Here is a 17,111-nt window from a genome sequence, read left to right as displayed (position 1 = left end):
CGGGTGTGCGACCGTCGCCGGCATGAATCTCTATGTGGCCCAGAACCGCGCAAACTGGGATGAGCGCGCACCCGCTCACGCGGCATCACCGGACTACGAGGTGGACAAATTCCTCGAAGATCCGGCCTTTCTCAGCAATGTTGTCCGATTCGACCGTCCCCGACTGGGCAAGGTCGACGGGCTCCGTGGGGCGCACCTGCAGTGCCACATCGGCACCGACACACTGTCCCTGAGCCGCCTCGGCGCGCGGATGACCGGCCTGGATTTCTCACCCGCAGCCGTCACCGAGGCCCGCAGTCTGGCCGCGAAACTGGGCGACAACACCGATTTCGTCACCGCCAACGTGTACGACGCGGTCGACGCGCTGGGCGCCGGGGCCTTCGACTTCGTCTACACCAGCATCGGGGTGATCTGCTGGCTGCCCGACATCCAGCGCTGGGCGCGAGTGGTCGCGGAGCTGCTGCGACCCGGCGGCCGGCTGTTCCTCCGCGAGATCCACCAGATGCTGTGGGCCACCGACCGCCTGGACGACGGCACCTTGGCGATCGAGGGTGCTTATTTCGAACGCGACCAACCGATCACCGGCACCGGCGGCGGCACGTACGTGCAGACGGACGTGGTTTTCCAGGAAACCGTGGCCCACCAGTGGAGTCATGGCCTCGCCGAGATCATCACCGCCCTGCTCGCGGCCGGCTTGGATCTGACCATGTTCGTCGAACATGACAGCGTGCACGGCGAGCTGTTCCCCGGCGCGATGGAGAGCCTGCCCAACAACGAATGGCGGCTGACCGACCGGCCCTGGCGGCTCCCACACTCCTACACCATCCAGGCCGTGAAACGTCCCTGACCGTCGCTCAACTGCCACGCTCTAGAAGGCGAAAGCGCGTTCCATGTCCACTCGGGCCTCATGCTCCAGCAGCCATCGCTTGCGCGGTAGCCCGCCACCAAAACCGACCAGGGTCTTGTTCGCGCCGACCACCCGGTGGCAGGGCACGATGACCGGGATCGGGTTGTGGTTGCAGGCGGTGCCGACCGCCCGGGCGGCGAGCGGGTCGCCGGCCTGCGCGGCGACCCAGCCGTAGGTCACCGTCTGCCCGTACGGGATGCGGCGGAGCACCTCCCACACCTTCAGCTCGAAGTCGGACCCGGCCAGCGACAGTGGCAGGTCGAAGTCCAGCAGCTCGCCGGCAAAGTAGGACCGCAGCTGGGCCACCGCCCGGTCGAGCAGCAGCTGGCCGCCGGCGCGCGGCACTCCGGCGGGGATGCGGCCACCGAAACTCGCGCCGCGCACGACGTTCTCGTCGGCGATCACCCCGAAGGCGCCGATCGGTGATGGCAGCGTCGTCCAGCCCACGAGTTCAGGTTACGTTCCAGGTGTGACAGTCGACCGGCGGGCACTTGCGGACGCGTACGGCCGGACCATCCCGGACGTGATCGACGCCGGCCTGAAGGTGTTGTTCGTCGGCATCAATCCGGGGCTCTATTCGGCCGCCACCGGCCGCCACTTCGCCCGGCCGGGCAACCGGTTCTGGCCGGCGCTGCACCGCGGCGGCTTCACCGACCGGCAGTTGCACCCGAGCGAACAGCAGGAGCTGTTGGCGTACGGGCTCGGCATCACCAACGTGGTCGCCAGAGCGACCGCGCGGGCCGACGAACTGCGCCCCGACGAGTTCGTCGCCGGGGCGCAGATGTTGGCCGCGAAGGCGGCCGACTTCGGTCCACAGTGGATCGCGCTGGTCGGGATCACCGCATACCGCACCGGATGGCGCCAGCCCAAGGCTGTCATCGGCGAGCAGCCGGTGGGCATCGGTCCGTCCGCGCTGTGGGTGCTTCCGAATCCGAGCGGGCTGAACGCCCACTACACGCCGGATTCGCTGGCCGCGGAGTTCGCGAAACTACGCGAGCGGATCGGCTAGCCGGACGGCGAAGGCAAAACACTGCGCCTCGGCCGCTCGTACGTGCACCTCGCCCACCTCCGGCACGGCCAGCAACTCCCGGACAGCGGCTTCGACGTCTTCGTCGTCGGCCGTCATCCGAATGTGGTCGTAGTCCAGCGTCAGATCCGATGCGTACGTGCGCAGCAGCCGCCGGCCGCGCTGGTAGCTTTCCGGAAACACCGAGGTCTTCGGATATCCCTCGCACTCCTTCGCATGCACGAAGACCGGGCCGACCTCGCGCCAGGGCGAGGGTTCGGTGAAGGCGGCGTACGAGATCAGCGCGATCGACTCGTCCTCAGCGGCACTGCGTAGGCAGCAGCGCAGCGGTTCCCAGCCGACCGCCGGGAAAGCGGTGAAAGGGTTTCCGTGCTCGTCGGAGCCGGTGGCCCGCATCGCCGCCAGCCGGTCCGGATCGATGGCAATCACGTGAATGTCAGTCATGACACCACTATCAGCCCCGATCACGGCGAAAGCTGGCGGCTATCGGACGTGGCATTTCAGCTCACTCTGGCCAGCTCCAGGTCGGCCAGCATCCGGTGGACCGCCCTCGTACGCCCCATGAACTCCGGATCCAGGTCCGCGACCACCAGGCCCTCGCCACTGCCCGGGGCCTGGCCCATCGACTGCCCTTCCGGATCGTAAATAGCACTGCCACCGCTGAACCGCCACGGCTGCGGGCCGTCGACCGCATTGCATGCCAACACATAAAAGGTGTTGTCCAGAGCGCGGGCCGCGTAATAGAGATCACGGCGATGGTCGCTGCCGTGCACATAAGCCATCGGAACGGCATATGCATGTGCGCCTGCAATTGCAGCTGCACGTGCATGCTCGGGAAAACAACCGTCATAACAGATTCCAAGCCCGATCACCCAGTCGCCGACTTCGATCGCGCCCGGTGTGTCACCGGGTCTTCCGGCCTCAAACAGATCGGTTTCATCGGGAATAATCAGGTTCTGCTTGTGATATGCGTCCAGAGCCTTGCCATCCGGGCGAAAATGTAGTGCGGAGATGAATCGATGACCGTCCACCCGCACCGAAGCGCCGACAATTGCGTGAATCCCGGTCTGGATGACCGCTTCCTGGATCGGCCACAGTCGGGAATCGGTCAGTTGGCCGGCTTTCACCAGCAGATCGGTGCCCAGCGGATCGGCATCCAATGCCGGTGGATGATACGCCGGGAGGAACAATTCCGGCAGCACCACGAGAACGGCCCGTTCGGCGGCGGCCTGGCGAACCAGTTTGCCGGCTAGAACGGCATTTCCGGTGAGATCACCCGGCGTTGCGGGGGCCTGGGCGACGGCAACGCGCAGCGGGTGCGAGGGGACGGTCGGCATACTCCTAATCTTGCCAGCTAGGACCGACAACCACCGCCAGATGCCGCAAGACGAACGTACCGTTTATGATCGCCGAATGCCCCGTGTGAGTCAGGACCGCCTCGACGCCAGGCGCCGCGAGATTCTCGCCGGCGCCCGGGCCTGCTTTTCCCGGCATGGATATGAGGGCGCCACGGTTCGCAGACTGGAAGAGGCAACCGGCCTGTCCCGCGGGGCCATTTTTCATCATTTCCGCGACAAGGAATCGCTATTCCTCGCGGTCGCCGAAGACGACGCGGCGGAAATGGTGGAGACAGTCGCCAAACAAGGGCTCGTCCAGGTGATGCGCGATCTGCTGACCCGCGCTGACGACGTGGCCGAGACCGGCTGGCTGGGCACCCAGTTGGAGGTGTCCCGCCGGCTGCGCACGGATCAGGAGTTCGCCGACCGGTGGGCCGCCCGGGCAGCCGCGATCGCCACCGCGACCCGCGACCGGCTGGCCCGCCAGCGGGCCGCTGGGACCCTTCGGGAGGACGTGCCGCCGGAGACCCTGCAGCGGTTCCTGGAGCTGGTGCTGGACGGCCTGGTCATGCATCTGGGCACCGGCCGTACGACCGCGGACCTGGCGCCAGTCCTGGATCTCGTCGAGGAAGCGGTCCGCCGCCGCTAGCGGATCTTCAGCTCGAGGAACTCGTCGACCTTGCCCAACCGCAGGCCCACCCGAATGAACCCGGGCATCGCTTTCGCCTGTGTATCCACGTAAAGCCGCGGCTCTGCCAGGTGCACAACCTGGCGCCGGGTCTCCAGGTCGCAGCCGCCGGCGGCGAGCACGTTGCGCACCCAGTCGGCCCGCGAACCGTACGTCAGGGCGAAAACATAGCCGTCGGACGTACGGAACACGTTGACCGGGCTGTGAAACTCGCGGCCAGAGCGGCGACCGCGGTGATGCACCACCCCAAAGCCAGGCATCCAGGGCGCAACGCGGCCGATGGTACGGTTCGTGACCACCTTGTTGAAGCGCGCGACGCGCTGGGACATCGGCACGGTCAGGCGCTCACATAGGGGACGAGCCGCGGATACCAGGCCGGGACCGCTCGCCGGTAGGCCGCGTATTCGGTCCCGAACCGCCGGGTCAGCGTCGGTTCTTCGTACCAGCGCACGAAAGACGCTGACAGCGCCCACACAATCGCCGCGTACGCCAGCACGATGACCTGACCGAACAGCAGCGCCTGGCCGACCAGCGCCACCAGCAGGCCGAAATACATCGGGTTGCGGATGTAGCGGTTGAAGCCGCAGACCACCAACTGCCCGGGGGCCGCCGCCGGCATCGGGGTGCCACCGGCCCGGGTGAACTCCACGAAGGCCGAGATCGGCGGGATCAGGCCGACCACGATCAGCACGACACCGACGACCCGTGCCACGGTCCAGCCCGGCAGCGGAGTGTCCAGCCGCCAGCCGGTCAGCAGCCACGGAATCAGCCCTTCGACCGTTCCCGGTGCCACCACGAAGAACGCCGCGCTGCCCAGAGCCGCCGTTGACCTACGCATGACCAGGACCCGCCTTCCCGCCGAACGACTGCGATTGTCCGCTACAGACGGGAGTGGGGCAAGGGCCGGCGAGCCGCGAGAGTCCGGCCGGGGACCGCGTCGCGGAGCACCCCGAGAGTGGCTCGGACGGCCGGCCGGGCAGCCGAGCTGTCCCGCCACAGCGCGAAAACCCAGCGGACCGGCTGCGGGTGGATCTCGACGAACCGGACGCCGGTGGGCACCAGGTCCCGGCCCAGCCGCGGCACCACCGCGGCTCCCAGACCGGCCGCCACCAAAGCGAGTTGGGTCGGATGCTCGGAAGCCGTGTGGACGATCCGCGGCTCGACGCCGTACGAACGCAGGGTGTGCGCCAGCCAGTCGTGGCAGATCTGGCCTGCGCTCCAGCTGATCCAGTCCTGCGCGGCCAGCTCGGTGATCTTGACCTGGTCGCGGCCGGCCAGCGGGTGGTCGGCGGGCAGCGCGATGTCGAACGGATCGTCGAACAACGCCAGCCGGGAGATGCCGTCCGGGAGCGGGAGCGGCGAGTCCGGCCAGTCCTGCGCGACGGCGATGTCCAGGTCGGCGCGTACGAGCATCGGGATCGCCTCGTGCGGCTCCAGCTCGGACAGCGAGGCCTCCAGGTCCGGCCAGCGGCCCCGCAGGGTGCGCAGGACCGCCGGCATCAGGCCGCGCGCGGCGGTGGCGAAGGCGGCGATGGTGAGCCGGCCGGCCACCTGGCCGCGGTGCCCGGCGAAGTCCGCCTCGATCCGCTCGACATGGGTGAGCAGCGCGTCGGCCTCCCGGGCGAGCAGCTCGCCGGCCTCGGTCAGCCGGATCCCGCGACCCTGCCGCTCGACCAGTGGCTGGCCGACCTCTCGCTCCAGCCGGGCGATCTGCTGCGACACCGCCGAAGTCGTGACATGCAGCGTACGAGCGCCGCCGACCACCGAACCGGTGGTCGCCACGGCGTGCAGGACCCGGAGCCGCTCCAGATTCAACATCGTAGAGATGCTACGCAATCAGGTCGACAAAGTCTCGCTTGTCCTTACGAATGGGCCGTCGCAAAGTGGACATCATGACCAACGACCTGACTATCACTCTCGGCGGCGACTTACCTGTTCACCGGCTCGGCTTCGGTGCCATGCGACTCACTGGCGCTCCCCACTGGCCGGACCGCGCCGACGGCATCGCGATCGCGCGCCGGGCTGTCGAACTCGGCGTGAGGTTCATCGACACCGCTGATGCGTACGACTTGGGCGAAAACGAGGAACTGCTCGCCGACGCCCTCTACCCGTACGCCGACAACCTCGTCATCGGCACCAAGGGCGGCCAGTGCCATCCGGGGAACGACTGGATTCCCTGCGGCCGGCCGGAATACCTCCGCCAGCAGGCCGAGCTGAGCCTGCGCCGGCTGCGACTGGACCGGATCGACCTCTACCAGCTGCACCGGATCGATCCGCTGGTGCCGCTGGCCGACCAGCTCGGCGCGCTGCGACAGTTGCAGGACGAGGGCAAGGTCCGGCACGTCGGACTCTCCGAGGTCACGGTGGCGCAGGTCCAGGAGGCCTCGACGATCACGCCGATCGTGAGCGTGCAGAACCGCTACAACCTGACTGACCGCGCATCTGAGGACGTACTCGCCTACTGCGAATCGCGCGGGATCGCCTTCCTGCCGTGGCTGCCTATCGCGCCGCGTACGACCTCTCCGGCGGCCGACAAGATCGCCGGGCGGCTGGGCGTCACTCGTACGCAGGTGGCCCTCGCCTGGCAGCTGTCCCGCTCCCCGGTGATGCTCCCGATCCCCGGCACCTCGTCCATGGCCCACCTCCAGGAGAACCTCGCCGCCGCCGACGTGACCCTGTCCCCCGCCGACCTGGCTTTCCTCGACTGAGCGTTTGGCCGCGATGCCTGACCGCATGCGTCAGGCGCACGCGATGAGGCATCGCGGCTAGACGGGTCAGGCGAGAGCGTCGGCCAGGTTGAGGGCAGGCAGGCCGTGGGCCTCGGCGACCGGGGCGTTGGTGACGGCGCCGTTCCAGGTGTTGAGGCCCTTGGCCAGCGCCACGTCCCGGCGGCAGGCGTCCTGCCAGCCGTGGGTCGCGAGCTCCACCGCGTACGGCAGCGTGACGTTGGTCAGCGCGTACGTGGAGGTGTGCGGCACCGCGCCGGGCATGTTCGCCACGCAGTAGAACAGCGAGTTGTGCACCGGGTAGGTCGGGTCGTCGTGGGTGGTCGGGTGCGAGTCCTCGAAGCAGCCGCCCTGGTCGATGGAGATGTCCACCAGCACCGAGCCTGGCTTCATCCGGGAGACCTGCTCGTTGGTGACCAGCGTCGGCGCCTTCGCCCCCGGCACGAGCACCGCGCCGATCACCAGGTCGGCGTCCGAGATGGCCTTTTCGACCTCGTACGCGTTGGAGGCGACGGTCTGCAGGTGGCCCTGGTAGATCCGGTCGGCGGCGCGAAGCTTCTCGATGTTGCGATCGAGCAGCAGCACCTCGGCCTGCATGCCCAGCGCGATGGCGGCCGCGTTCATGCCGGACACGCCGGCGCCGATGACCACGACCTTGGCCGCGTACACACCCGACACACCGCCGAGCAGGATGCCTCGGCCACCGGCCGCGCGCATCAGGGTGGCGGCGCCAACCTGCGGCGCGAGCCGGCCAGCCACCTCGCTCATCGGGGCGAGCAGCGGCAGCGAACGATCGGCGAGCTCAACGGTCTCGTACGCGATGCCAGTGACCTTGCGGGCGATCAGTTCCTCGGTGAGGCGCTTGTCGGCGGCGAGGTGCAGATAGGTGAAGAGGGTCTGGCCTTCGCGCATCCGGTGGTATTCGGACTCGATCGGCTCCTTGACCTTCAGCACCAGGTCACCGGCCGCCCAGGCCTCGTCGGCGGTGGCCACGATGGTGGCGCCGGCCTGCTGGTAGTCCTCGTTCGGGATGGACGAGCCGACGCCGGCGTCCGTCTCGACAAAGACCTGATGACCCTGCCGGACCAGCTCGTGCACCCCGGCCGGGGTGATCGCGACCCGGTACTCCCGGTTCTTGACCTCGCGTGGAACTGCGACCTTCACCTGGGTGCCCCCTTGTACGACTATCTCGACTGTTCTCGCCATGATGAACAGATGCCCGATTCAGTGCAAGAAAGACGGCAGATAATTCTGTGTGTCGTTTGAATCTCGCCGATGTTTCGGCTGGCGCGGTAATGTCGCTCACGTGCCGAACAATCTGCAGCCCGCCGCGCTGGACCCGGTGGACCGGCTCATCCTGGCCAAGCTCGACGAGGACGCCCGAATCCCGAACAACGCACTCGCCGAGGCCGTCGGGATCGCGCCGTCGACGTGCCACGCGCGGGTAAGGGCGCTGCGCGCCAACGGGGTGATCCGTGGTTTCCACGCGGACCTCGACCTCGGCGCGATCGGGCTCGCGGTGCAGGCGATGATCTCGGTACGGCTGCACGCGCACACCCGCGGCCAGATGGACGCCTTCCTCGCGAAGGCGCCGCTGATGCCCGGCGTGATCGCCGTCTACTTCATGTCCGGCACCGACGACTACGTCATTCACGTGGCGCTGCCCAGCGCTGACGTGCTCCGGGACTTCGTGCTGGACCTGAGCTCGGAACCGGCGGTGCAACACACCAACACCAGCCTGATTTTCGAGAGCCGGCGCGGAAAGGCGATCCCGACCCAGCGCACCTGACGGTCCGCCGGTCCAGCGGCGACCTAGGATGGACGAGTGACCAAAGCACTCATCGCTGACTTCGACGCCCCGATCGACCACCGGTTCTTCGAGGACTACCAAGCCGGCGCGAAATACTCGTACGGCTGGATCACCGTCACCGAGGCAGAGGTGCTGGAGTTCGCGCGCCGGTTCGACACCCAGTCCATCCACATCGATCCGGTGGCCGCCGCGGCCGGGCCGTTCGGCGGACTGATCGCGAGCGGCTGGCACACCACGGCGATCATGATGCGGCTGCTCGCGGACCACTACGTGTCCTCGAATGCCAGCCTCGCTTCACCAGGCGTGGACGAACTGCGCTGGACGGCTCCCGTCCGGCCCGGCGACCAGCTGGCGCTCACCGCGACCGTGGCGAGCGCCCGGCGGTCGAAATCCAAGCCGGACCGCGGCTTGGTGCACACCGCCGTGGAGCTTTTCAACCAGCACGATCAGGTCGTGTTGACACTGACCGCGATGAATTTCATCCGTACTAAAGTCAGCTAACTTTTCTTGCCTCGGGTGGCGCCGCCGCGACCGCGCAGGGTGGTGCCGGACTCGCTCAGGATCCGGTGCACGAAGCCGTACGACCGGCCAGTGGACGACGCCAGTGAGCGGATGCTTTCGCCGGAGTCATAGCGCCGGGTCAGGTCCTTGGCGAGGGTGGAGCGCTCGTCCCCGGTGATCCGCCGCCCCTTCGCCATGGCCTGCTCGGTCTTGGCTTTGCTTTTGGGTGCCATCACTGCCGTCCCTCACAGCTCGAGGATGGTCCGTACACGGCCTGTGACGACCGTAACAAGAGATCATGCTCGTTCGTGGGCTCGCTGGCCACTCGGCAGACGGACAACGCCGGCAAGATTTTCGGCCAGTTAGTGATCTTGCCGGCATATCGGACAGCCTTAACGATCAAGCTGGAACCCGTTGTCCCGCAAGGAAATCCCCGCGGGACCTCGGCAGCGGGAAATGTCAGGCGAGCGCGACCAGGTCGGCGAGGTCTTCGCTCCAGATATCCTCGACGCCATCGGGCAGCATGATCACCTTGTCCGGCCGCAAAGCCTTGACCGCGCCGCCGTCGTGCGTCACCAACACAATGGCGCCCGGATAGCGGTCAATCGCGTCCAATACCTGTTCCCGGCTCACCGGGTCGAGGTTGTTCGTCGGCTCGTCGAGCAGCAGGACATTGGCGCTGGAACTGACCAGACCGGCCAACGCCAGCCGGGTCTTCTCGCCACCGGACAGCACGCTGGCCGGTTTTTGTACGTCGTCACCGGAAAACAGGAAGGCGCCAAGCACCTTGCGCAGCTCGCCGTCGGTCCAGGTCGGCGAGACCGACCGCATGTTCTCCAGGACCGTACGATCGGTGTCCAGCGTTTCGTGTTCCTGTGCGTAATAGCCAATCTTCAGGCCGTGCCCGGGCATCACCTCGCCGGTGTCCGCCTTTTCCACCCCGGCAAGCAACCGCAGCAACGTCGTCTTGCCAGCGCCGTTCAGGCCGAGAATGACCACCCGAGCGCCCCTGTCGACGGCGAGGTCGACGCCGGCGAAAACCTCCAGCGAACCGTACGACTTGGACAGGCCCTCGGCGGTCAGCGGCGTTTTCCCGCAGGGCGCCGGAGCCGGGAACCGGACCCGCGCGACCTTGTCATTGACCCGTACGTCTTCCAGCCCGGACAGCATCTTTTCGGCCCGCTTGGCCATGTTCTGGGCAGCCACCGCCTTGGTCGCCTTCGCCCGCATCTTGTCGGCCTGCGCCAACAGCGCGCCGGCCTTCTTCTCCGCGTTGGCCCGCTCGCGCCGGCGCCGACGCTCGTCGGTTTCGCGCTGCTGCAGATACGTCGACCAGCCCATGTTGTAGAAGTCGATGATCGCCCGGTTGGCATCGAGATACCACACCTTGTTGACCACCGCGTCGAGCAGCTCGACATCGTGGGAAATGACCACCAAGCCGGCCTTGTGGCCTTTCAGGTGATCGCGCAGCCAGCTGATCGAGTCGGCGTCCAAGTGGTTCGTCGGCTCGTCCAGCAGCAGGATCGAAGCGTCCGAGAAAAGGATGCGAGACAGCTCGACGCGGCGGCGCTGACCGCCCGACAGCGTACGCAACGGTTGCGCCATCACCCGGTCGGGAAGACCGAGGTTCGCGCAGATCCGGGCCGCTTCGCTCTCGGCCGCATAGCCGCCGAGCGCGGCGAACTGGTCCTCCAGCCGGCCGTACCGGCGGATCAACTTGTCGCGGTGCGCGTCCTCGACCGCCTCGGACATGCCGATCTGGGTTTTCTCCATGTCGTGCAGGAGAGCGTCCAGGCCGCGGGCCGACAGCACCCGGTCGCGAGCGGTCACGTCGAGGTCACCCGTACGCGGGTCCTGTGGCAGGTAGCCGACGGCTCCGGTGCGGGTGATGGTGCCGGCGTACGGCATGCCCTCGCCGGCCATCACCTTCAGGGTGGTCGTCTTGCCGGCGCCATTGCGGCCGACCAGGCCGATCCGGTCGCCGGGCTGCACGCGGAGGTTGGTCTCGGACATCAGGATGCGCGCGCCAGCGCGCAGTTCGAGATCAGTAACGGAAATCATGAGAAAGGGACCTGTGTCTCAGGTAGCAGGGATGGGCCGTCGGAGCCCGTAAACGCTGGAGGAAGCGAGTCACTCAAGCGCCGGGCGCGGCCACATCAGGAGGTCCGAATCGTCACACGTACATACTACCGGGCGGGTCCACCGGTTTTGGCATCCCGTGACCAGCGCAACGCCCGTGGATCGGTTGCAGGCTGACGGGCACCATCGGATGCCCGTACGGCCACCCGCTCGCCCATCCCCCGGCGGCACCCGATCCAGCAGGCTGGAACGGTGATCCCCCTCATCGTTCTCTGCGTCTTCGCCTTCGTGGTGGTTCTGCTGCTCGTGCTGGTCATCCGGACCTTCAACACGGTCGCCCGGCTGCGCAACGCGACCGACAACGCGTGGGCGCAGATCGACGTACAGCTGACCCGGCGGCACGACCTGATCCCCAACCTGGTCGAGACCGTCAAGGGTTATGCCGCGCACGAACGGCAGACCCTGGAAGCGGTCATCGCGGCCCGCTCGGCCGCCATCTCCGCGCAGGGACCGACTCAGCAGGCGCAGGCCGAGACGGCGTTGTCCGGCACACTCAAAAGCCTGCTGTCGCTGACCGAGTCCTATCCGGAACTGCGGGCCAACACGGCTTTCGCGACCGTGCAACGCGAACTGGCCGCCGCGGAGAACCGGATCGCCTACGCCCGGCAGTATTACAACGACGCGGTGCTGGCGTACAACAACGCCATCACCACCTTCCCCACCAATATCCTGGCCGGCAACGCGCCGGCGAAGTTCTATTTCGGCACGTCCGGCGACGAACGCGGCAACGTCCAGGTGAAGTTCTGACGGCATGACCAACCACACCCGGCCCGAGATCCTCCGGCCAGCCGCCGCCTGCCGATGAAGCCGGTGGACAACCTCAACGCGCTTTTCCAGTGGTGGATCGGACAACCGGGCGTACCGGGCCTGATCGGCGCCGGCATGGCCTGCTTCGTGTCGCTGGCGATCCTGCATCTGTGCTGGGCGCTCTACCGCACTCGCGGCCCTGACCTGCGGGTCCGCGAACTCGCCGAGACGACCGCCAAACTGCCGCCGGCGGTGGTCAACCTGCTCGTCACCCGCGGCCAGTTCCAGCAGGACGAGGCAGCCGCGGCGACCCTGCTGGACCTCGCGAGTCGTGGTTGGTACGACCTCGAGCAGGTCACCGCCACCACTATCCTGCTGCACCCGCGGCCCAAGGCCCACCCCGGGAAACTCCGGCCGTACGAGGCGCAACTCGTGACGTACGTGGAAGGGCTGGTCCGCGACGGGACCATCAGCACCGACGCGCTGGCCGGCGGACAGGATGACGACAACCGGCTGGCGGCGCACTTCGAGGAAGCCGTACGGACCGACGCGCAGCGCCGCAAACTCACCCGCGGCGGCGCCGAGTCGGCGGCCATCTTCACCGTGATGATCGCCGCCGGCTGGGTGGGACTCTGGCTTGACGCGGCGGTGTTGCCACTGGTGGGAGGGCATCCCGGCGGCGGCCTGGTGATCCCGGCCGCGCTGGCGGCGGCGATCGCGATGGCCTCCTGGATGTCCCGGACCCCACCGGAACGCCTGACCCGGGCCGGTCGCCGGGCCGCCGGCGGTTGGCTCGGCGAGCGAGAGCGGCTTCGGGACATCCACGGCATCGACACGCTGTCGCCGGCCGCGGTCACCGTCTGGGGTAAGTCGCTCGGGTACGCGGCGGCCACCGGCCTCGCCGCTCAAGCGGTCGCCCACCTGCCCGTCTTCGGCGATCCAGACGACCACCACGCGTGGTCCACGCACAGTGGCCTCTGGCGGCACGTACGCCTGCGGGACCCAGCGCGGAGCCGGCGCGACTTTCTCGCGGACGCGCTTCGGTGGGGTTTTCCCATCGCCACCGTCGGCTTCGCGCTGCACTACGACCTGAGCGTGGTCGGCCCGAACGCGGTGCCGAAGGCGTTCGCGTTCGCGTTCGTCCTCGCGGCCGGCTTCGCGTTCGCGCTGTTCGTCTGGGCTCCGCTAAGCGGCATCCTGACCACTGCCCGCACCATCCGGGCCTGGTGGGCGGCCCGCCACGGCGGCACCGGCACACCGGTGGAAGGCGAGCTGATCCGGTTCGTACGAGACGACCGGATCTGCCACCTGGCCGTCGACGACGGAACCGCTCCCGCCATTCGCATGCTCACCGCCGCGCCAAAAATCCGGGGCAACGCGCGGGTCGGCGACACCGTACGCGCCTGGGTCACCGCCGGTGGCTACGTCAGTCGGCTCGACATCACCCGCGTCGGCGCGCGTACGCCCCGAACCCGTCGCCGACGAGCCGGATCAAGACGTCGAGCCAGTTCGTGAAGACGGCCCGCTCCCACCTCGGCCGTATTCGGGCTCGCCGAATGTAACGATACGGCTCACAAACGGACGGATCCTTGCCCTTTCGTTACATTCGGCGAAAGGGAGCCGGCATTTGACGGCGCGTGTTAGTTTCCGCCGGGAAATCGAAAAGTCTTTGGGATGGACGACATGGACATCTCCTTCGCGGTGTTGGGGCCGCTTGAGGCGCGGGTGGACGGGCAGCGGGTGTCGGTCGGGCCCGCGAGGCAGCAGTGCGTGCTGGCGGCACTGCTGACCGACGCCAACCACGCTGTACCTATCCCCACCTTGATCGAGCGGGTCTGGGACGACCAGCAGCAGCGCCCGGCCAGCACCCTCTACACGTACGTCTCCCGGCTTCGCCGGCTGTTGGACGGCGCCGAGGGCGTCGAGCTCCGGCACCACTCGGGTGGGTATTCGCTGAGCATCGATCCGCTCCAAATCGACCTGCATGTCTTTCGCGGGCTCGTCCGGGAAGCTCGCGCGGCGGACGACCCGGACCAGGCCATCAAGCTGTACGACCAGGCCCTGGAGCTATGGCGTGGGGAGGCGTTCGGGACCCTCGACCGACCGTGGGTGAACAACCTGCGGGAAAGCCTCTGCCAGGACCGGCTGGCTGCCGAGCTGGACAGGGACGACGTACGGCTGCGGGCTGGCCAACACGCCTCCCTGCTCGCCGACCTGACCAGCCGCGTCACTTCGTACCCACTGGACGAGCGGCTGGCCGGGCAGCTGATGCTGGCGCTCTATCGCGCCGGGCGACCCGCTGACGCGCTGGGCCACTACAAGAAAGTTCGGCACCGGTTGGCCGAGGAGCTCGGCAGCGATCCGAGCCCGCCGCTGCGCGATCTGCATCAGCGCATCCTCACCGCCGATCCGGCTCTCGCGATCCCGGTCACCGCCACGGCCGTCGGCACCCTGCCTCGCCAGCTGCCCGCCGACCTGCCGAGTTTTGTCAATCGGCAGAACGAAATCGACCAACTGCACGGGATTCAAGGCGGGCTGGTGGTGATTTCCGGAACGGCCGGGGTGGGCAAGACCGCACTCGCGGTGCACTGGGCGCACCGGATCCAGGACCGGTTCCCGGACGGTCAGCTGTACGTGAACCTGCGCGGCTTCGGTCCGACTGGCCACCCGACCACGCCCACCGAGGCGGTACGGGTGTTCCTGGACGCCCTGCGCGTACCTGCTTCCGAGGTGCCGTTGAGCGCGCCGGCACAGACCGGGCTCTTTCGCAGCCTGCTCGCCGGCAGGCGGATGCTTTTGTTGCTGGACAACGCTTCCGACGCCGATCAGGTGCGGCCGTTGCTGCCCGGCTCGGCCGACTGCCTGGTCCTGGTGACCAGCCGCCACCAGCTGCCGGGACTGGTCGCCACCGAAGGCGCCCGGCCGCTGACGCTGGACGTGCTCCGGCATGGCGAAGCCGTACGACTGCTCGGCGCGCGGCTCGGCGCGGACCGTCTTCAGGCGGAGCCGGCGGCAGTGGACGAGATCGTCAAGCGCTGCGCCGGGTTGCCGCTCGCGCTGGCGATCGTGGCCGCCCGGGCCGCCACTGTGCCGGCCTTCCCGCTCGCCGCGACCGCCGCTGACCTGCGATCCGATGCCGGCGGTGGGCTGGACGCCTTCGCCGGAGCAGACCCGGCCACCGATGTGAGAGCCGTCTTCTCCTGGTCGTACCAAGCCCTCAGCACGGCTGCCGGCCGGCTGTTCCGGCTGGTCGGCAGCTGTCCCGGCCCGGACCTGGGGATGGCCGCGGCCGGTTGCCTCGCCGGCCTGCCAGCAGCGGTAGTCCGCCCGCTGCTGGCAGAGCTGACGACCGCGCACCTGCTCGCCGAACCAGCGCCCGGCCGGTATGCGATGCACGATCTGCTCCGCGGCTACGCGACCGACCTCGCCGGCCAGCATGACCAGGATCGCGAGGCGGCCACCCGCCGCCTGCTCGACTACTATCTGCACTCCGCGTACGCCGCCGACCGAGTGCTTTACCCGTCCCGACCGGCCCTGGACCTCGAGCCGCCGGCGGACGGCGTGACGCCAGAGCGGTTCTCGGACCAGCCATCGGCGCTGGCCTGGTTCGGCGCCGAGCAGTCCACGTTGCTGGCCGCGGTCGTACGAGCCGACGAAGGCGCCTTCAACGCGCACGCCTGGGGACTGGCGTGGACCGCTTGGGAGTTCTTCGGTGCGCGGATGCGGCCGCGTGACCAGCTCACCACCGAAGGTGCCGCGCTGGCCGCGGCCGTACGGCTGGGCGACCTGCCGGGCCAAGCGCTCTGTCACCGGATGCTGGCCGACTTGCGGGCGCGGATCGGCTGCGCCGAGGAGGCGAACCAGCACGTGGCGGCCGCCCTCGCACTGGCCGACGTGATCGGCGACCCGGACGAGCGAGGCTACGCACTGCTGACGTTCGCCAAGGTGTGCGCCGCGCGGCAGGAACTCGCCGAGGCAATGAGCCATGCCGCCGAGGCCGACGCGATCTTTGGTTCCTCCGGCGACCGCGCGGGCCAGGCCCAGGCCGTCACCGCCCGCGGCCGGTACGCGTCATTGTCTTAACCGTGCACGGTCACTCGGGTTCCGTCGTTCGTACGCATCGCCGCCTCCCTCCGCATCTGTGCTGGTCAGGTGCGGCGCCGGTTGTCGGCCCGGCGCCGCGTTGTCACTATGCGCGGTCGTCCCGGAGGGAACCTTGCATCTTCCTTGACCGCGCCTTCGGGCCGCGATGGCGGACCACTGATAATCGGGCGCATGTCCGACAACGACTTCGACTCCAACGCCGAACTCGACGCCTCCCAGATCGACGACCGGCGCGGTTCTGACAGCAGCGGCAGCGGCGGGTTCGGTGGTGGCGGCGGAGGCTTCACTATCCCGGGCGGCGGGCGTACGGTCGGCGGCAGCATCGTCGGTCTGATCGTGCTGGTCGTGGTGGGCGCCCTCTTCGGCACCGGCACCATCGACCTGTCCACGCTCAGCGGTGGCGGCGCAAGCGGCACCTCCTCCGGCGACAACCGGGCACTGGCGCAGAAATGCGCGGCCAGCAACCCGCAGCGGTTCACCGAGCTGGACTGCCGGAACGGCTTCTACGTCAACGACATCCAGCAGTTCTGGAACCGGGAGCTGCCGACCACGTTCGGCGTCCGCTACAAAGTGACCAAAGCGGTCTTCTTTTCTCGCTCGACAAACACCGGCTGCGGCCAGGCGACCTCGGACGTCGGGCCGTTCTACTGCCCTGCGGACGAGCTGGTCTACATCGACCTGTCGTTCTATGCCGAGCTCTCCAGCCGGTTCGGCGCACCTGGACAGTTCGCGCAGGCGTACGTGCTGGCTCACGAGTTCGGCCACCACATCCAGAACCTGACCGGCACCGAGCGGCGGGTTCGCCAGCTGCAGCAACAAAACCCGTCAAAGAAGAACGTGTATTCGGTGGCTCTGGAACTGCAGGCCGACTGCTATGCGGGCGTGTGGGCGAAGAACGCCGGCGGCGGACCCGTCGCCACCGTCGACGACAAGGACATTCAGGAAGCGCTGCAGGCGGCCGCCGCGGTGGGCGACGACCGGATCCAGCAGGCCGCCGGCGCCGGGGTGAACCAGGAGACTTGGACCCATGGCTCCGCGAAGTCCCGCCAGCAGTGGTTCTTCACCGGCTACACCACCGGCGACCCGACGAAATGCGACACGCTCAGCGCCACCAGATAGCCGACA

19 protein-coding genes are annotated in these 17,111 nt (G+C 68.2%); 10 read left to right on the top strand and 9 right to left on the bottom strand.

The window, feature by feature from the left end; translation table 11 throughout:
• Window positions 1-22: 22 nt before the first annotated feature.
• Window positions 23-847, top strand: coding sequence for a class I SAM-dependent methyltransferase (locus ABD301_RS36035; protein WP_163573564.1), 825 nt, complete (start codon window positions 23-25; stop codon window positions 845-847).
• A gap of 21 nt (window positions 848-868) precedes the next feature.
• On the opposite strand, the gene ABD301_RS36030 is transcribed toward ABD301_RS36035, so the two are convergent.
• Complete coding sequence (locus ABD301_RS36030) at window positions 869-1,354, bottom strand: methylated-DNA--[protein]-cysteine S-methyltransferase (protein WP_163573565.1); 486 nt, start codon at window positions 1,352-1,354, stop codon at window positions 869-871.
• 22 nt (window positions 1,355-1,376) lie between these two features.
• On the opposite strand from ABD301_RS36030, the gene mug reads away from it, so the two are divergent.
• A complete protein-coding gene (mug, locus tag ABD301_RS36025) occupies window positions 1,377-1,916 on the top strand; it encodes a G/U mismatch-specific DNA glycosylase (RefSeq protein ID WP_344314634.1) in 540 nt (179 codons plus the stop codon).
• On the opposite strand, the gene ABD301_RS36020 is transcribed toward mug, so the two are convergent.
• Together ABD301_RS36020 and ABD301_RS36015 are read right to left on the bottom strand one after the other, a co-directional pair.
• Complete coding sequence (locus tag ABD301_RS36020; RefSeq protein ID WP_344314633.1) at window positions 1,896-2,378, bottom strand: DUF1203 domain-containing protein; 483 nt, start codon at window positions 2,376-2,378, stop codon at window positions 1,896-1,898. The two genes, mug and ABD301_RS36020, sit on opposite strands and share 21 nt — an antisense overlap.
• A gap of 56 nt (window positions 2,379-2,434) precedes the next feature.
• The gene (locus ABD301_RS36015) at window positions 2,435-3,271 is read right to left on the bottom strand and encodes a carbon-nitrogen hydrolase family protein (protein WP_344314632.1); all 837 of its coding nucleotides are present in this window, start codon (window positions 3,269-3,271) and stop codon (window positions 2,435-2,437) included.
• Window positions 3,272-3,347: 76 nt separating this feature from the next.
• On the opposite strand from ABD301_RS36015, the gene ABD301_RS36010 reads away from it, so the two are divergent.
• Window positions 3,348-3,920: a TetR/AcrR family transcriptional regulator gene (locus ABD301_RS36010; RefSeq protein WP_163573568.1), complete on the top strand. Its 573-nt coding sequence runs from the start codon at window positions 3,348-3,350 to the stop codon at window positions 3,918-3,920.
• Here ABD301_RS36010 and ABD301_RS36005 read toward each other — a convergent pair.
• The 3 genes from ABD301_RS36005 to ABD301_RS35995 are packed head-to-tail and all read right to left on the bottom strand — an operon-like array spanning window position 3,917 to window position 5,777.
• Window positions 3,917-4,294 carry a nitroreductase family deazaflavin-dependent oxidoreductase gene (locus tag ABD301_RS36005; RefSeq protein WP_163573569.1) on the bottom strand — a complete coding sequence of 126 codons (378 nt, stop codon included), beginning with the start codon at window positions 4,292-4,294 and terminating at the stop codon, window positions 3,917-3,919. The genes ABD301_RS36010 and ABD301_RS36005 overlap by 4 nt on opposite strands.
• A 2-nt stretch (window positions 4,295-4,296) precedes the next feature.
• Entirely contained in the window at window positions 4,297-4,797 is a 501-nt protein-coding gene (locus tag ABD301_RS36000; protein WP_163573570.1) for a methyltransferase family protein, read from the bottom strand.
• A 41-nt stretch (window positions 4,798-4,838) separates the two neighbouring features.
• Window positions 4,839-5,777 carry a LysR family transcriptional regulator gene (locus tag ABD301_RS35995; protein WP_344314631.1) on the bottom strand — a complete coding sequence of 313 codons (939 nt, stop codon included), beginning with the start codon at window positions 5,775-5,777 and terminating at the stop codon, window positions 4,839-4,841.
• Window positions 5,778-5,851: 74 nt separating this feature from the next.
• Between ABD301_RS35995 and ABD301_RS35990 the strand changes: the two genes are divergently transcribed.
• Window positions 5,852-6,667, top strand: coding sequence for an aldo/keto reductase (locus ABD301_RS35990; RefSeq protein ID WP_344314630.1), 816 nt, complete (start codon window positions 5,852-5,854; stop codon window positions 6,665-6,667).
• A 66-nt stretch (window positions 6,668-6,733) separates the two neighbouring features.
• Here ABD301_RS35990 and ald read toward each other — a convergent pair whose 3' ends face one another.
• Entirely contained in the window at window positions 6,734-7,849 is a 1,116-nt protein-coding gene (ald, locus tag ABD301_RS35985) for an alanine dehydrogenase (RefSeq protein ID WP_163573586.1), read from the bottom strand.
• Window positions 7,850-7,991: 142 nt separating this feature from the next.
• Between ald and ABD301_RS35980 the strand changes: the two genes are divergently transcribed.
• On the top strand, window positions 7,992-8,474 hold the full coding sequence (locus ABD301_RS35980; protein WP_344314629.1) for an Lrp/AsnC family transcriptional regulator: 483 nt from the start codon (window positions 7,992-7,994) through the stop codon (window positions 8,472-8,474).
• 36 nt (window positions 8,475-8,510) lie between these two features.
• Window positions 8,511-8,996 (top strand): MaoC family dehydratase, encoded by a 486-nt coding sequence (locus ABD301_RS35975; RefSeq protein WP_279583218.1) that lies wholly within the window; start codon window positions 8,511-8,513, stop codon window positions 8,994-8,996.
• On the opposite strand, the gene ABD301_RS35970 is transcribed toward ABD301_RS35975, so the two are convergent.
• Together ABD301_RS35970 and ABD301_RS35965 are read right to left on the bottom strand one after the other, a co-directional pair.
• Window positions 8,993-9,229, bottom strand: coding sequence for a helix-turn-helix domain-containing protein (locus tag ABD301_RS35970; protein WP_163573572.1), 237 nt, complete (start codon window positions 9,227-9,229; stop codon window positions 8,993-8,995). The two genes, ABD301_RS35975 and ABD301_RS35970, sit on opposite strands and share 4 nt — an antisense overlap.
• A gap of 226 nt (window positions 9,230-9,455) precedes the next feature.
• A complete protein-coding gene (locus tag ABD301_RS35965; RefSeq protein WP_344314628.1) occupies window positions 9,456-11,057 on the bottom strand; it encodes an ABC-F family ATP-binding cassette domain-containing protein in 1,602 nt (533 codons plus the stop codon).
• Window positions 11,058-11,327: 270 nt separating this feature from the next.
• Here ABD301_RS35965 and ABD301_RS35960 point away from each other — a divergent pair, with 270 nt between their 5' ends.
• The 4 genes from ABD301_RS35960 (at window position 11,328) to ypfJ (ending at window position 17,105) form a co-directional block, all read left to right on the top strand.
• On the top strand, window positions 11,328-11,882 hold the full coding sequence (locus tag ABD301_RS35960) for a LemA family protein (RefSeq protein WP_344314627.1): 555 nt from the start codon (window positions 11,328-11,330) through the stop codon (window positions 11,880-11,882).
• 63 nt (window positions 11,883-11,945) lie between these two features.
• Window positions 11,946-13,397 carry a DUF2207 family protein gene (locus tag ABD301_RS35955; RefSeq protein ID WP_344314625.1) on the top strand — a complete coding sequence of 484 codons (1,452 nt, stop codon included), beginning with the start codon at window positions 11,946-11,948 and terminating at the stop codon, window positions 13,395-13,397.
• A 159-nt stretch (window positions 13,398-13,556) separates the two neighbouring features.
• Entirely contained in the window at window positions 13,557-15,965 is a 2,409-nt protein-coding gene (locus tag ABD301_RS35950; protein WP_344314623.1) for an AfsR/SARP family transcriptional regulator, read from the top strand.
• A 192-nt stretch (window positions 15,966-16,157) separates the two neighbouring features.
• Complete coding sequence (gene ypfJ / locus ABD301_RS35945; RefSeq protein ID WP_344314622.1) at window positions 16,158-17,105, top strand: KPN_02809 family neutral zinc metallopeptidase; 948 nt, start codon at window positions 16,158-16,160, stop codon at window positions 17,103-17,105.
• Window positions 17,106-17,111: the final 6 nt, after the last annotated feature.

The organism is Fodinicola feengrottensis, from assembly GCF_039530045.1.
Taxonomy (GTDB): Bacteria; Actinomycetota; Actinomycetes; order Mycobacteriales; family HKI-0501; genus Fodinicola; species Fodinicola feengrottensis.
Note: the sequence above shows the minus strand (reverse complement) of the source record. Positions and strands in the feature narration are given on the sequence as shown.

Excerpts from the sequence above, each read along its gene's own strand:
- ABD301_RS36035 (WP_163573564.1), top strand. The coding sequence starts at position 23 with ATGAATCTCTATGTGGCCCAGAACCGCGCAAACTGGGATGAGCGCGCA.
- ABD301_RS36020 (WP_344314633.1), bottom strand. The coding sequence starts at position 2,378 with ATGACTGACATTCACGTGATTGCCATCGATCCGGACCGGCTGGCGGCG.
- ABD301_RS36015 (WP_344314632.1), bottom strand. The coding sequence starts at position 3,271 with ATGCCGACCGTCCCCTCGCACCCGCTGCGCGTTGCCGTCGCCCAGGCC.
- ABD301_RS36010 (WP_163573568.1), top strand. The coding sequence starts at position 3,348 with ATGCCCCGTGTGAGTCAGGACCGCCTCGACGCCAGGCGCCGCGAGATT.
- ABD301_RS36000 (WP_163573570.1), bottom strand. The coding sequence starts at position 4,797 with ATGCGTAGGTCAACGGCGGCTCTGGGCAGCGCGGCGTTCTTCGTGGTG.
- ABD301_RS35995 (WP_344314631.1), bottom strand. The coding sequence starts at position 5,777 with ATGTTGAATCTGGAGCGGCTCCGGGTCCTGCACGCCGTGGCGACCACC.
- ABD301_RS35990 (WP_344314630.1), top strand. The coding sequence starts at position 5,852 with ATGACCAACGACCTGACTATCACTCTCGGCGGCGACTTACCTGTTCAC.
- ABD301_RS35970 (WP_163573572.1), bottom strand. The coding sequence starts at position 9,229 with ATGGCACCCAAAAGCAAAGCCAAGACCGAGCAGGCCATGGCGAAGGGG.
- ABD301_RS35965 (WP_344314628.1), bottom strand. The coding sequence starts at position 11,057 with ATGATTTCCGTTACTGATCTCGAACTGCGCGCTGGCGCGCGCATCCTG.
- ABD301_RS35950 (WP_344314623.1), top strand. The coding sequence starts at position 13,557 with ATGGACGACATGGACATCTCCTTCGCGGTGTTGGGGCCGCTTGAGGCG.
- ypfJ (WP_344314622.1), top strand. The coding sequence starts at position 16,158 with ATGTCCGACAACGACTTCGACTCCAACGCCGAACTCGACGCCTCCCAG.